This is a genomic window from Paracoccus acridae (assembly GCF_014642735.1).
Taxonomy (GTDB): domain Bacteria; phylum Pseudomonadota; class Alphaproteobacteria; order Rhodobacterales; family Rhodobacteraceae; genus Paracoccus; species Paracoccus acridae.
In genome coordinates this window covers 361,441-373,530 of record NZ_BMIV01000002.1, presented here as the reverse complement: position 1 = coordinate 373,530, position 12,090 = coordinate 361,441, and the positions used below count along the sequence as shown (strand labels likewise).

Here is a 12,090-nt window from a genome sequence, read left to right as displayed (position 1 = left end):
CCTTCGGGCGGCGGGGACACCCCGCCGCCCGTCAGTCCGTATAGATCAACCGCGCGGCCATCCCGCCGTCGATGACAAAGCGTTGTCCGGTGATGAACCCCGCATCGTCCGACGCCAGAAAGGCAACCAGCCCCGCGATATCCTTTGGGTCGCCGATACGACCGACCGGGTGCTGAGCCTTTTCGGCTTCCGTATGCTTGGGGATGCTGCGGTTTTCCTTTTTCTGGTAAGCCGCCGTTTCGATCCACCCGGGCAGGATGCAGTTGACCCGGATGTCCGGGCCAAGGCTGACCGCCAGCGCATGGGACATAGCCAGCAGCGCCCCCTTCGACGCGGCATAGGCTTCCGTTTCCGGCTCGGACTGCAAGGCCCGGATCGAGGATATCAGCACGATCGACCCGGTCGCCTTGCGAAGCAAAGGCACACCTTCGCGCACCACAAGGAACGCGCCTGTCACATGGCTGTCCAGCATCCGCCGCCAGTCATGCAGTGAAAGATTTTCGATGGGACCGTTCTGCGGGTCGGCAATTCCGGCATTCGAGACAAGAAGATCAAGACCGCCGTCCCCCAGCTAGTCCTTCAACTGCTCGAAACCCTTGCGAACCGAACCCTCGTCCGAAACATCCACAACAGCCGCAAACAGCGCTGGATCGTCGGCCTTCGCTTCTGCCACGGCTTCCTTGTCCAGATCGAACAAGGCGACGCGCCAGCCATCCGCCCTCAGCCTTTGAACGATTCCCTTTCCGACACCCTGCGCCCCGCCCGTGATCAGCGCCGATTTCATCCCATGCTCCTGCCTTGACGGAGAACAACGGGGCTTTGGCCGGGATCGTTCCGCCTAGCGGACCTTGGTCAGGCGACGCGAGTTGGCGCGGGTCCGTTTGCCATAGGGGCGCAGGGCGGCCGACATCACGCGTTCGGCGCTTGCACCCCGGCCCGCAGCCTGGGCCATGGCGAAAAGCGATTCGGTGGCGGCAGCCTGCTTTTCCGCGACCATTCGGAAGGGTTCGCCCGGAGCTTGGGCCATCATGCCCATCATCCCCGCCGTGCGAAGGCCGATCACGGTCTGTGCTTCTATGGCCATCCGGGCGAACTGCGCCCACAATCGAACGGGGTTCTTGGGCATCATCGGAAACATGGGTTCATCCTTTGGATCGTTCGTTCAATCTGGGCTGACGCCCGCGTCAACACAAGTACGACCTTGATCCATGTGTCCGGTATTTTAGACATCGCCGCTTGGCAACCTTGCCTTGCCATGTATAGAGGCAGGCCATGACCGACCGCATCACCCTTCGCCGCCCCGACGACTGGCACCTGCACCTGCGCGACGGCGCGATGCTGGCGGCCATGGCGCCCCATTCCGCGGCTTTCGGCCGTGCGATCATCATGCCGAACCTTGTGCCGCCGGTGGTCACGGGCGCCCAAGCCGCGGCCTATCGCGACCGGATCCTGGCAGCCCTGCCCAAAGGCGCGGCGCTGCAGCCGCAGATGACGCTGTATCTGACCGACACAACCGATGCCGCCGACGTGGTGGGCGCGTTCCGCGCGGGCATCATCCGCGCCGTGAAGCTGTATCCCGCAGGCGCCACGACGAATTCGGCCAGCGGCGTCACCGATTTCGACCGCGTCCAGCCCGTGCTGGAGGCCATGGCCGAGGCGGGCGTCACGCTTTGCGTCCATGGTGAAGTCACCGATCCGGCGGTGGACATCTTCGACCGCGAGGCTGTCTTCATCGACCGCGTGCTGGATCCGCTGCGTCGCCGCACCCCCGGCCTGCGCGTGGTGATGGAACATATCACCACCAGCGAGGGCGTGGCCTATGCCCGTGTGGGGGGCGACGACTTGGCCGCCACGATCACCACGCATCACCTGGTCATCAACCGCAATGCGATTCTGGCTGGGGGCATCCGGCCCCACTACTATTGCCTGCCTGTCGCCAAGCGCGAATCGCACCGCCTGGCGCTGCGCGAGGCTGCGACCAGCGGCGAGGCGCGCTTCTTCCTTGGCACCGACAGCGCCCCCCATGCGGACAGCGCCAAGCTGCAACCCTGCGGCTGCGCGGGCTGTTTTACCGCGCCCAACACCATGTCGATCCTGGCTCAGGTATTCGAGGATGAGGGCGCCCTGGACCAACTGGAGGCATTCGCCAGCCTGAACGGCGCCGCCTTCTATCGCCTGCCCCCGAACGACGACCGGATCACACTGACCCGGCGCGACCAGCCTGCCGAATACCCGGCCCAGATCGCTGCGGGCGGCGAGACCGTCACCGTTTTCGACCCCGGCTTTCCCCTTTACTGGCACCTGGAGGACAAATGAGCCTGCCCTTCCCCGCGCGCGAGGAGATCGCCCGACTGTCCGCCCGGATGCTGCTGGAAATCAAGGCCGTGGACTTCAACGCGGCCCAGCCCTTCACCTATGCCTCGGGCCTCAAGGGGCCGACCTATGTGGACTGCCGCCGGATCATCAGCTTTCCGCGCGTGCGTGCGACCCTGATGGACTTCCTGGCCGCGACCGTGATGCGCGACGCGGGTTTCGAGGCCTTCGACAACGTGGCGGGTGGTGAAACCGCAGGTATCCCCTTCGCTGCCATGGTGGCCGAACGTCTTGGCCTGCCCATGACCTATGTGCGCAAGAAGCCCAAGGGTTATGGACGCAACGCCCGGATCGAAGGCGCCATGACCGAGGGTCAGCGGGTCCTGCTGGTCGAGGATCTGACGACCGACGGCGGCAGCAAGCTGTCCTTCGTGGATGCGATTCGCGACACCGGTGCGACCTGCGCCCATACCGCGGTGATCTTCTATTACGGCATTTTTCCCGAAACGACGCAGCGGCTGGGTGACCATGGTGTAACGCTGCATCACCTCTGCACCTGGTGGGACGTGCTGGCCGAGGCCCGCGCGCAGCAGGCATTCGATCAGCATACCCTGGCCGAGGTCGAGACGTTCCTGACCGACCCTCGTGCATGGCAGGCCGCGAACGCCTGACTTATCCACAGCCGATCCACAGATCGGCCCCCGGAAATCGCACGGCGCGCCGTTCCCCGCGCAGGGCTTCGGGTGTAGAACGGATCCGAAGACCAAAGGGGGCAGTCCATGACCAATCTGCGCGCCATCATTCCGGGCCAGCCCGTCAGCGCCGAGGAAACGCCCTCGATCCCCTTCTCGCTAGAGGCTGAGCAGCAGCTTCTGGGCGCGCTGCTGACCAACAACGACGTCTTCGACCGGGTCAGCCAGATCATCAAGCCGGACCACTTCTATCACCCGGTCCATGCCCGCATCTTCGAGATCTGCGCGGAACGGATCCGCAAGAACGCGCTTGCCAGCCCCGTCACCATCAAGGCCTTCCTGGAACATGACGAAGGACTGAAGGAACTGGGCGGACCCGCCTATCTGGCGCGGATGGCGGGTGCCGCCATCAGCGCCTATGCCGCGCGCGACTATGCCCAGATGATCCGCGAATTCGCCCTGCGCCGCGAACTGATCCAGTTGGGCCAGGACATCGCCGCCCGCGCCGCCACTGTCGAGGTGGGCGACGAGGCCGAGGAACAGATCAAGGCCGCCGAACAGACGCTGTACAAACTGGGCGAGGCTGGCACGGCCGAACGCGGCTTCCAGTCCTTCCTCAAGGCCGTGACAGGCGCCGTGCAGGCCGCCAACGCCGCCTATCAGCGCGACGGCAAGCTGTCGGGGATCTCGACGGGGCTGATCGACCTTGACGGCAAGATGGGCGGGCTGAACAACTCGGACCTCATCATCCTGGCGGGCCGTCCCTCGATGGGGAAAACCTCGCTTGCGACCAACATCGCCTTCAACATCGCCAAGGCGCACAAGACGGGCGAACGCCCTGATGGCACCATCGGCACGGTCGAAGGCGGCGTGGTGGGCTTTTTCAGCCTTGAGATGTCGGCCGAACAGCTTGCCGCCCGGATCCTGTCCGAAGCGGCCGAGGTGCCGTCCGAACGCATCCGCAGCGGCAACATGGACGAGGCCGAGTTCCGCCGCTTCGTCGAGGCCGCGCATGCGCTGCAGAACTGCCCGCTTTACATCGACGACACGCCCGCCCTGCCGATCAACCAGCTTGCCGCCCGCGCCCGCAAGCTGAAGCGGACGCATGGGCTGGACGTGCTGATGGTGGACTATCTTCAGCTTCTGAAGGCCGCATCCGCCAAGGACAGCCGCGTGAACGAGGTGTCCGAGATCACCCAGGGCCTCAAGGCCATCGCGAAGGAGTTGAACATCCCGGTGATCGCTCTGTCTCAGTTGTCGCGCCAGGTCGAAAACCGTGACGACAAGCGCCCACAGCTGTCGGACCTGCGCGAATCCGGGTCCATCGAACAGGACGCCGACATCGTGATGTTCGTGTTCCGCGAGGAATACTACAAGGAACGCGAGAAACCGTCCGACAGCGACCTGGATGCCATGGCCAAGTGGCAGCAGGTGATGGAACAATGCCATGGCAAGGCCGAGGTCATCCTGGGCAAGCAGCGCCATGGACCCATCGGCACGGTCGAGCTGTCCTTCGAGGGCCAGTTCACCCGCTTCGGCAACCTGGCGAAGGACCGGCAGTCGCAATGGGACTAGGGCTGCCTGTCCCCGTCGTCACCATCGGGTTGCTGATCGCCTCCAACGTGTTCATGACGGTGGCCTGGTATGGGCATCTGAAGTTCAAGACCGCGCCGCTGGTGACGGTCATCGCGATCAGCTGGTTCATCGCGCTGTTCGAATACATCCTGCAGGTGCCCGCCAACCGCATCGGCCACGGGCATTTCAGCGCAGCGCAGCTCAAGACCATCCAGGAAGTCATCAGCCTGTCGGTCTTTGCGCTGTTTTCCTGGCTTTATTTGGGTGAGCGCATCGGCTGGCAGCACGGCGTGGGCTTTGGCCTGATCTGCCTGGGCGCCTGGTTCATCTTTCACGACTTCGGCTAGCCGTCAGGCCTTGACCGCTTGGTCGGGCAAGGGCCTGCGTGCCGCGCCACCCTTCGCGACAAGACCAATCCCATGCCATGCACGACGCGGGCCTAGGCGGCAGCCGCACCTGTTGCGCTTGGTAGCCTCGGCTTTCCAGAAGCTTGAACCACAGGCACCGGACCTGCCCGGCTTGTCAGTGCGTCCAGGGCCCGCGGCGGTCCGTCGCGAAGTTTTCGCCGTAACCGCGGGGACGGATGTTGGCTGCACGGCGATGGGGCGGCTGGACGATGTAGTCCAGGCCATTCTCGCGGCAGTAATCCTCGGCCTGCTGCAGGGTGTCGAACCGCAGGCGGACCTGGCTTTGCGTGTCGTCGGCGCTGATCCAGCCCATCAGCGGGTCGATCTCGCGCCCGACGGGTGGGAATTCCAGCACCCATTTCCTGGTCCGAGCCGTGCCGGACTGCATGGCATTTCGGGCGGGTTGATAGATGCGAGCACGCATTCGAAACTACCTTTCAGGCGGATGTCGCGCGACTTATCGCCAATAGCGCGGCGCTGATCAAGGGTCGGAACGCCTTTGTGCCCCCGGCGTTGGGCGGGGACAACCATAAGGAGGATCTTAGATGGCATTCCGAACCGCCGCTGCCCTGGGGCTGCTGATGGCCCTGCCCGCTGCCGCCCAGGACGCCGCACCGTCCCAGGACCAAGCCTCGATGATCGCCGAGATCAAGACCGCCGAGGGCGAAAGCCTGGGCACCGCAACAGTCGCGGCCACGCCGTCAGGCATGATGCTGGTGACGCTGGAACTGCAAGGCGTTCCACCGGGCATCCACGGCGCGCATATCCATGAAACCGGCGAATGCGCGCCGCCCGACTTCGAATCGGCAGGCGGCCACCTGGCGGGGGACAAGGAACATGGCATCATGGCCGAGAACGGCCCCCATCCCGGCGATCTGCCCAATATCCATGTGCCGGACAGCGGCACGCTGATGGTGGAATATTTCGCCGCCGGTCTTACGCCGGAACTGATGAACGATGACGACGGATCGGCAATCATCATCCACGAACAGCCCGATGATTACGTGGGCCAGCCTTCGGGCCATGCCGGTGGCCGCATCGGCTGCGGCACCTTCGCCCAGACCCAGTAACCTATTCTGCCGGCGCGGCGTCCGCAAAGGGCGCCGTGATCTCTACAGCTTGGCTGCGCTTGTCGAAGATGCAGATCAGGCGGTCCTGGCCGTCTTTTCCACCAACCGTCACCAGTGCCGCCCCATAGCTTTCCGATCCGAAGGGATTGACCTCGACCGTCACGGAGGCAGTTTGCGGGGCCTCGACCGCCGCCTTGCAGGCACTTTCGACCGCGGCGCGGAAATCGTCCCAGGCTTCTTCGCTGGAGGCAAGGGCCGCCACGGGCAGGACAGTCAGGATGGCCGCAATAAGTCGTTGTTTCATCTGGCATCTCCGTCAACGGCAGGGAACACTTGGGCCCCCTGCATCGTTTGGTTCTAAACACAAAGGTGATCCGATGCCATCTTCGCTGCGCATGATCCTGCCTGTCGTCGCCCTGGTTCCCTTGGCGGCCTGTTCCACCGGCTATGCCCCCACGGTCTCGGCCACCCGCTGCGATCCCGCGCGGCATCAGGCATTGGTCGGCATGAACATCGGCGAGGTCTATCTGCCGCAGCAACTTCGCTATCGGGAAATCAGCCCGGGCCAGGTCGTGACGCAGGAATATCAGCCGGAACGGCTGAACATCTTCCTGGATCCGAAGGGATGGATCGCGCGGGTCAGTTGCGGCTGACGGGGTTCAACCGCGAACCTTGTTCACCTGCGCGATGGCCTGCGCAATCGCTTCGGGAATGCCCAGGTGGGTTGTGTCCAGAAGAACCGCGTCGGGCGCGGGTTTCAGGGGCGCAGCGGTCCGTTCGCTGTCGCGCCGGTCTCGTTCCTGCAACTGCGCCAACATTTCCTCAGGGTCGGCGCCAAGTTCGGCCGCCCTGCGCCGTGCCCGCACCTGATCCGAGGCCGTGACATACAGCTTGACCGCAGCATCGGGGCATATCACCGTGCCGATGTCGCGACCATCCAGAACGGCACCCGGTTCCTGCGCGGCGAAGCGGTGCTGGAAATCGACCAGAGCCGCACGCACTTCGGGAATGGCGGCGATGCGGCTGGCAGCCTGGCCCGCCTCGGCACTGCGCAGGTCGGCGCGGGCCAGGTCGCTGGCGTCCAGCGATAGCGCCGCCGTGACCGGGTCGCCACCCTTGGCCCCGGTGGCCCGATAAAGCAGGCCGGTATCCAGGTGATGAAAGCCGAAATGGGCAGCAAGCGCGCGGGCAATGGTGCCCTTGCCGGATGCGGCAGGACCGTCGATGGCAATGATGAATGGCATGGTCACGCCTCACTGGTTTCCCGCCACCCATTGCATGACAGGTGGCGCAAGGTCCACAGCATGGGACAATGAAAAACGCCGGACCTGAAGGGTCCGGCGTTCGACATTCCGAAAGAAAGGATCAGGCGTTGCCGAGGGTCTTGGCGACCTCTGCCGCGAAATCCTCTTCCTTCTTCTCGATCCCCTCGCCGACGGCGACGCGGGCATAGCCGGTGATCTCGACCCCGGCTTCCTTGGCGGCCTGTTCGACCGTCACGTCGGGATTGATCACGAAGGCCTGGCCCATCAGGGTATTTTCGGCCACGAACTTCTTCATCCGGCCGGGGATGATGTTGTTCTGGATCACGGCTTCGGGCTTGGGCTTGGCGGAAGAGGCGTTTTCTTCCAGGGCCTTGGCGGTCTGCACTTCCAGTTCGCGCGCCAGCATGGCCGGATCCAGCGTAGCTTCGGACAGCGAAACCGGGTTGGTCGCGGCGATGTGCATCGCGAACTGCTTGCCGATGGCCTGCGCCTTGTCCTTGTCGCCTTTCAGTGCGACCAGGACACCGATCCGGCCCATGCCTTCGCCTGCGGCGTTGTGGACATAGGACACGACAGTATCGCCTTCCAGCAGATGCATCCGGCGCAGGGTCATGTTTTCGCCGATGCGCGCGATGGCGTCGGTAAGGACCTCGGATACGGGCTTGCCGTTCAGGTGGGTGGACTTGAGAACCTCGACGTCGCCCGAGGTGCTGAGCGCGATGTCGGTGATGTCACGCACCAGCTGCTGGAAGTCGGCGTTCTTGGCAACGAAGTCGGTTTCCGAATTGATCTCGACGGCGACGCCGCGGCCATCGGTCACCTGCACGCCGACCAAGCCTTCGGCGGCGACGCGGTCGGCCTTCTTGGCGGCCTTGGCCAGACCCTTGGTGCGCAGCCAGTCGATGGCGGCGTCCATGTTGCCGTCGGTTTCCGTCAGCGCCTTCTTGGCGTCCATCATCCCTGCGCCGGTCGTCTCGCGCAGCTCTTTCACCATCGCGGCGGTGATTGCCATGATCCGTCTCCTCTTTGATCAACGCGTCAGGCGGGGCATACCCCCGCCTGACCACAGTTCCGTGAATGTCAGATGGCAGCCGGATCAGGCGTCTGCGGTTGCCTGTTCTTCGACAGCAGGTTCGTCCAGCAGCTCTTCCGGGGCTTCCGCCAGGGCGCCCACGTCGACGCCGGCGGCGCCCATCTGGGCCGACATGCCGTCAAGCGCGGCGCGGCTGGCCAGATCGCAATACAAGGCGATGGCGCGGGCGGCGTCGTCGTTGCCGGGGATGATGTAGTCCACGCCTTCGGGCGAGCAGTTGGTATCGACCACGGCCACGACCGGGATGCCAAGCTTCTTGGCTTCCAGGATCGCCAGGTCTTCCTTGTTCACGTCGATGACGAACAGCAGGTCCGGCAGGCCGCCCATGTCGCGGATGCCGCCCAGCGAGGCCTGCAGCTTCTGCTGCTCGCGCTCAAGCTGCAGACGCTCTTTCTTGGTCAGGCCCTCGGCCCCGCCGGCCATCGTCTCGTCGATGGCTTTCAGGCGGCTGATCGACTGGGACACGGTCTTCCAGTTGGTCAGCGTGCCGCCCAGCCAGCGATGGTTCATGTAGAACTGGGCCGACTTTTCGGCTGCGTCCGCGATCGGCTTCTGTGCCTGACGCTTGGTGCCGACGAACAGCACGCGGCCGCCCTTGGCAACGGTATCGCGCACGACCTGCAGCGCGGCGTCCAGCATCGGCAGGGTCTGGGTCAGATCAAGGATGTGGATGCCGTTGCGGTCCCCATAGATGAATTCCGCCATGCGCGGATTCCAGCGCTGCGTCTGGTGACCATAGTGAACGCCAGCTTCCAAGAGCTGACGCAGATTGAATTCGGGAAGCGCCATTCCATGTCCTTTCCGGTTTGCGCCTTGGCAGGGGATTCAGGGCAGATGCCCCAACCGGTGGACCTTTTGCGGATTTCTCCCGCAAGGGCCCGCCCCTGCCTGTGAAGTGTGGCGCAAATAGACCTGTTGCGCCCCATTTGCAAGACCCGGCACGCCAAGAGACCGATAAAAGCTGACGGAACTGTCAGTTGCCGGGTTGGGTCCGGTCAGGCAAGCTGAAATCAACACAGGGTTTGCCATGACTGACATCCGCTTCCGCTTTGGACGGCAATACGATTTCTACGAACTGCTTGCAGACGGGATCGTCCACGGGGTCGGCGTGGTCCTGGCTCTGATCGGGGTGACGGCCCTGATCTTCCATGCCTCGATTTCCGCCGGCGGGGCCGAGGTCGTGGCGGCGGTGATCTATGGCACCGGGCTGATCCTCGCGCTGGGGATGTCCTTTGCCTATAACATGCTGCCGCATTCGCCGTTGAAATGGTATCTGCGGCGGGCCGATCATTCGGCGATCTTCGTCCTGATCGCGGCGACCTATACGCCGTTCCTGCACAAGGCCTCGTCCGATCCGGTGGCCTTCGGCCTGCTGGTCTGCATCTGGACCGTGGCCGCGCTTGGCATTGCGCTGAAATGCCTGCTGCCGGGCCGGTACGACCGGCTGGCGATCCTGCTCTATGTTCTCATGGGGTGGAGCGGGCTTGTCGCCTTCCGTCCCATTGCGGAACACCTGCCCCCGTTGTCCGTCCTGCTGATCGTGGCGGGGGGCGTCGTCTATACGGCAGGCATCGTCTTTCATGTCTGGGAAAGGCTGCGCTTCCAGAACGCGATCTGGCACGGCTTCGTCGTGACAGCGGCGGCGATCCATTACATTGCGGTGCTGTCCGCGATCTAGTTAGCGATACCAGGATCTGCGCCCAAGGGCGGCAAACCGCTTGCATCGCCCTCCGCCAGCGGGCAGTTTGCCCGCAATCGCGGAACGGAAGGTGCGGCATGACCCCTGAAATCCAATCGCAAAAAACACGCGCGCTGTGCAGCCTTGCCCCGGTCATTCCGGTGATCGTGATCAAGAACGCCGAACGCGCGGCGGGACTGGCGCAGGCCCTGGTGTCGGGCGGGTTGCCGGTTCTGGAAATCACGCTGCGGTCGGATGCGGCCCTGGACGCCATCCGCGCGATGTCGGGTGTGTCGGGCGGCCATGTCGGGGCGGGAACGGTGCTGACGCCGGACGACGCGAAACGCGCCAAGGATGCGGGCGCGACCTTTGCCGTATCGCCGGGCTTGACCGATCGCCTGATCGCCGCCTGCGAGAACCTGGAGTTGCCCCTTCTGCCCGGCACCGCCACCGCGTCCGAAGTGATGCGCGCGGCGGATGCGGGCTATGACATGTTGAAGTTCTTTCCGGCCGAGGCGATCGGGGGCGCGCCTGCGCTGAAATCCCTGGCGGGTCCCTTGCCGAAGATCCGCTTTTGCCCAACGGGCGGCATCTCGACCGCGAATGCCGGTGACTATCTGTCCTTGCCGAATGTCGTCTGCGTGGGCGGAAGCTGGATCGCTACCGATGCGGATGTCAGCGCCGAAAATTGGGGCGCCATCCAGGAACGTGCCCATGCCGCCGCCCGGCTGAGCCGGGGCTGATCTTGCCCGCCGATCTGGCGCAGGCCCGGCGCAATGTGATCGTGCTGGTCGCGGCCCAGGCGATCCTGGGCGCGCAGATGTCGGTGATCTTCATCGTCGGCGGACTTGCGGGCCAGATCCTTGCGCCGAACCCCTGCATCGCCACCCTGCCCTTGTCGATGATCGTCCTGGGATCGGCCTTGACCGCGCGTCCCTTGGCGCGGTTCATGCAGCATCGCGGCAGGCAGGCGGGGTTCCTGCTGGCGGTCCTGGCGGGCGCCCTGGGTGCGGCCTTCGCAGCCTGGGGGCTGTGGTCGGGATCCTTCTTGCTGTTCATGGCCGGATCGCTGCTGACGGGCATCTATATGTCGGCCCAGGGGTTCTATCGCTTCGCAGCCACCGACCTGGCGCCCGAGGATTACGCCCCTCGCGCGATCAGTTGGGTCATGGCGGGCGGTCTGGCATCCGCGATCATCGGTCCAGCCGTGGTGCGTGCGACGGACGGGCTTACGGCGGTGCCGTTCCTGGCGACCTATCTGGCCGTGATCGGGCTGAACGCCCTGGGTCCTTTCCTGTTCGCTTTCCTGCACAGCCCCCCGCCCGCGCCGCTCCACGAAGACCGGCGCCCCGGACGCCCGGTGGCCGAACTGCTGCGCCAGCCGCAGATCGCGGTGGCGATGATCTGTGGAATGGTCGCCTATGCGTTGATGAACCTGGTGATGACCTCGACCCCTTTGGCGGTGGTGGGTTGCGGCTTTGCGCCGACGGACGCCGCCAACATCGTCAGCGCGCATGTGCTGGCGATGTTTGCGCCAAGTTTCTTTACCGGTCATCTGATCGCCCGGTTCGGTCCTGAACGGATCGTCGCGGTTGGGCTGTTCCTGCTGGCCATGGCCGGGGCTGCAGCCTTGTCAGGGGTGGAACTGACGCATTTCTTCGCGGCGCTGATCCTGCTGGGGATGGGCTGGAACTTCGGTTACATCGGGGCGACAACCATGCTGACGCGCGCGCATTCGCCCGAGGAAAGGGGCCGGGTCCAGGGCCTGAACGATGCTGTGGTCTTTGGCGGCGTGTTCCTGGCCTCGCTATCGTCGGGCGGGTTGATGAACTGCAGCGGCGGGTCCACCGTTGCGGGCTGGAATGCGGTCAACCTGGCCATGCTGCCCTTCCTGGTGCTGGCGGGCGGTGCGCTGATCTGGCTGATGCTGCGCCCGAGAGAGGCATAGAAGCGCGGCCTTGACCCCTCGCCGCTTGGTTCCCGAACCGACGGCGCAC

15 protein-coding genes and 1 pseudogene are annotated in these 12,090 nt (G+C 64.6%); 9 read left to right on the top strand and 7 right to left on the bottom strand.

Features of this window, described 5'->3' with window-relative positions:
- Window positions 1-31: 31 nt before the first annotated feature.
- Window positions 32-784, bottom strand: a pseudogene (locus tag IEX25_RS04995) (SDR family oxidoreductase).
- Between the two features lie 54 nt (window positions 785-838).
- Window positions 839-1,138, bottom strand: a complete 300-nt coding sequence (locus tag IEX25_RS04990) for an antibiotic ABC transporter (RefSeq protein ID WP_103172803.1) — start codon at window positions 1,136-1,138, stop codon at window positions 839-841.
- 134 nt (window positions 1,139-1,272) lie between these two features.
- Here IEX25_RS04990 and pyrC point away from each other — a divergent pair, with 134 nt between their 5' ends.
- From pyrC to IEX25_RS04970, 4 genes are all read left to right on the top strand, one after another.
- Window positions 1,273-2,316 (top strand): dihydroorotase, encoded by a 1,044-nt coding sequence (gene pyrC, locus IEX25_RS04985; RefSeq protein WP_188714259.1) that lies wholly within the window; start codon window positions 1,273-1,275, stop codon window positions 2,314-2,316.
- A complete protein-coding gene (locus tag IEX25_RS04980; protein WP_188714258.1) occupies window positions 2,313-2,984 on the top strand; it encodes an orotate phosphoribosyltransferase in 672 nt (223 codons plus the stop codon). Before pyrC ends, IEX25_RS04980 begins: the two co-directional genes overlap by 4 nt.
- Before the next feature lie 108 nt (window positions 2,985-3,092).
- On the top strand, window positions 3,093-4,580 hold the full coding sequence (locus tag IEX25_RS04975) for a replicative DNA helicase (RefSeq protein ID WP_103172806.1): 1,488 nt from the start codon (window positions 3,093-3,095) through the stop codon (window positions 4,578-4,580).
- Window positions 4,571-4,927 carry a DMT family protein gene (locus tag IEX25_RS04970; protein WP_188714257.1) on the top strand — a complete coding sequence of 119 codons (357 nt, stop codon included), beginning with the start codon at window positions 4,571-4,573 and terminating at the stop codon, window positions 4,925-4,927. Before IEX25_RS04975 ends, IEX25_RS04970 begins: the two co-directional genes overlap by 10 nt.
- Before the next feature lie 175 nt (window positions 4,928-5,102).
- Here IEX25_RS04970 and IEX25_RS04965 read toward each other — a convergent pair whose 3' ends face one another.
- Window positions 5,103-5,411: an ETC complex I subunit gene (locus IEX25_RS04965; RefSeq protein ID WP_103172808.1), complete on the bottom strand. Its 309-nt coding sequence runs from the start codon at window positions 5,409-5,411 to the stop codon at window positions 5,103-5,105.
- A 121-nt stretch (window positions 5,412-5,532) separates the two neighbouring features.
- On the opposite strand from IEX25_RS04965, the gene IEX25_RS04960 reads away from it, so the two are divergent.
- Window positions 5,533-6,057, top strand: a complete 525-nt coding sequence (locus tag IEX25_RS04960) for a superoxide dismutase family protein (protein ID WP_188714256.1) — start codon at window positions 5,533-5,535, stop codon at window positions 6,055-6,057.
- 1 nt (window position 6,058) lies between these two features.
- Here the strand turns inward: IEX25_RS04960 and IEX25_RS04955 are convergent, their stop codons facing one another.
- The gene (locus IEX25_RS04955) at window positions 6,059-6,361 is read right to left on the bottom strand and encodes a hypothetical protein (protein ID WP_188714255.1); all 303 of its coding nucleotides are present in this window, start codon (window positions 6,359-6,361) and stop codon (window positions 6,059-6,061) included.
- A 73-nt stretch (window positions 6,362-6,434) separates the two neighbouring features.
- Between IEX25_RS04955 and IEX25_RS04950 the strand changes: the two genes are divergently transcribed.
- On the top strand, window positions 6,435-6,710 hold the full coding sequence (locus tag IEX25_RS04950) for an I78 family peptidase inhibitor (RefSeq protein WP_188714254.1): 276 nt from the start codon (window positions 6,435-6,437) through the stop codon (window positions 6,708-6,710).
- A gap of 6 nt (window positions 6,711-6,716) precedes the next feature.
- Here IEX25_RS04950 and IEX25_RS04945 read toward each other — a convergent pair whose 3' ends face one another.
- The 3 genes from IEX25_RS04945 to rpsB all read right to left on the bottom strand — a co-directional run bounded on the left by IEX25_RS04945 (window position 6,717) and on the right by rpsB (window position 9,204).
- On the bottom strand, window positions 6,717-7,301 hold the full coding sequence (locus IEX25_RS04945) for a (d)CMP kinase (RefSeq protein ID WP_188714253.1): 585 nt from the start codon (window positions 7,299-7,301) through the stop codon (window positions 6,717-6,719).
- A gap of 121 nt (window positions 7,302-7,422) precedes the next feature.
- Window positions 7,423-8,334 (bottom strand): translation elongation factor Ts, encoded by a 912-nt coding sequence (tsf, locus tag IEX25_RS04940; RefSeq protein ID WP_103172812.1) that lies wholly within the window; start codon window positions 8,332-8,334, stop codon window positions 7,423-7,425.
- An 84-nt stretch (window positions 8,335-8,418) separates the two neighbouring features.
- Window positions 8,419-9,204 (bottom strand): 30S ribosomal protein S2, encoded by a 786-nt coding sequence (rpsB, locus tag IEX25_RS04935; protein WP_103172813.1) that lies wholly within the window; start codon window positions 9,202-9,204, stop codon window positions 8,419-8,421.
- 238 nt (window positions 9,205-9,442) lie between these two features.
- Between rpsB and trhA the strand changes: the two genes are divergently transcribed.
- The 3 genes from trhA to IEX25_RS04920 all read left to right on the top strand — a co-directional run bounded on the left by trhA (window position 9,443) and on the right by IEX25_RS04920 (window position 12,041).
- A complete protein-coding gene (gene trhA / locus IEX25_RS04930; RefSeq protein WP_188714252.1) occupies window positions 9,443-10,093 on the top strand; it encodes a PAQR family membrane homeostasis protein TrhA in 651 nt (216 codons plus the stop codon).
- A 98-nt stretch (window positions 10,094-10,191) separates the two neighbouring features.
- Entirely contained in the window at window positions 10,192-10,836 is a 645-nt protein-coding gene (gene eda / locus IEX25_RS04925; protein ID WP_188714251.1) for a bifunctional 4-hydroxy-2-oxoglutarate aldolase/2-dehydro-3-deoxy-phosphogluconate aldolase, read from the top strand.
- Between the two features lie 2 nt (window positions 10,837-10,838).
- Window positions 10,839-12,041, top strand: coding sequence for an MFS transporter (locus tag IEX25_RS04920; protein ID WP_229665046.1), 1,203 nt, complete (start codon window positions 10,839-10,841; stop codon window positions 12,039-12,041).
- Window positions 12,042-12,090 lie beyond the last annotated feature (49 nt).

Excerpts from the sequence above, each read along its gene's own strand:
- IEX25_RS04990 (WP_103172803.1), bottom strand. The coding sequence starts at position 1,138 with ATGTTTCCGATGATGCCCAAGAACCCCGTTCGATTGTGGGCGCAGTTC.
- pyrC (WP_188714259.1), top strand. The coding sequence starts at position 1,273 with ATGACCGACCGCATCACCCTTCGCCGCCCCGACGACTGGCACCTGCAC.
- IEX25_RS04980 (WP_188714258.1), top strand. The coding sequence starts at position 2,313 with ATGAGCCTGCCCTTCCCCGCGCGCGAGGAGATCGCCCGACTGTCCGCC.
- IEX25_RS04975 (WP_103172806.1), top strand. The coding sequence starts at position 3,093 with ATGACCAATCTGCGCGCCATCATTCCGGGCCAGCCCGTCAGCGCCGAG.
- IEX25_RS04970 (WP_188714257.1), top strand. The coding sequence starts at position 4,571 with ATGGGACTAGGGCTGCCTGTCCCCGTCGTCACCATCGGGTTGCTGATC.
- IEX25_RS04965 (WP_103172808.1), bottom strand. The coding sequence starts at position 5,411 with ATGCGTGCTCGCATCTATCAACCCGCCCGAAATGCCATGCAGTCCGGC.
- IEX25_RS04960 (WP_188714256.1), top strand. The coding sequence starts at position 5,533 with ATGGCATTCCGAACCGCCGCTGCCCTGGGGCTGCTGATGGCCCTGCCC.
- IEX25_RS04955 (WP_188714255.1), bottom strand. The coding sequence starts at position 6,361 with ATGAAACAACGACTTATTGCGGCCATCCTGACTGTCCTGCCCGTGGCG.
- IEX25_RS04950 (WP_188714254.1), top strand. The coding sequence starts at position 6,435 with ATGCCATCTTCGCTGCGCATGATCCTGCCTGTCGTCGCCCTGGTTCCC.
- IEX25_RS04945 (WP_188714253.1), bottom strand. The coding sequence starts at position 7,301 with ATGCCATTCATCATTGCCATCGACGGTCCTGCCGCATCCGGCAAGGGC.
- tsf (WP_103172812.1), bottom strand. The coding sequence starts at position 8,334 with ATGGCAATCACCGCCGCGATGGTGAAAGAGCTGCGCGAGACGACCGGC.
- rpsB (WP_103172813.1), bottom strand. The coding sequence starts at position 9,204 with ATGGCGCTTCCCGAATTCAATCTGCGTCAGCTCTTGGAAGCTGGCGTT.
- trhA (WP_188714252.1), top strand. The coding sequence starts at position 9,443 with ATGACTGACATCCGCTTCCGCTTTGGACGGCAATACGATTTCTACGAA.
- eda (WP_188714251.1), top strand. The coding sequence starts at position 10,192 with ATGACCCCTGAAATCCAATCGCAAAAAACACGCGCGCTGTGCAGCCTT.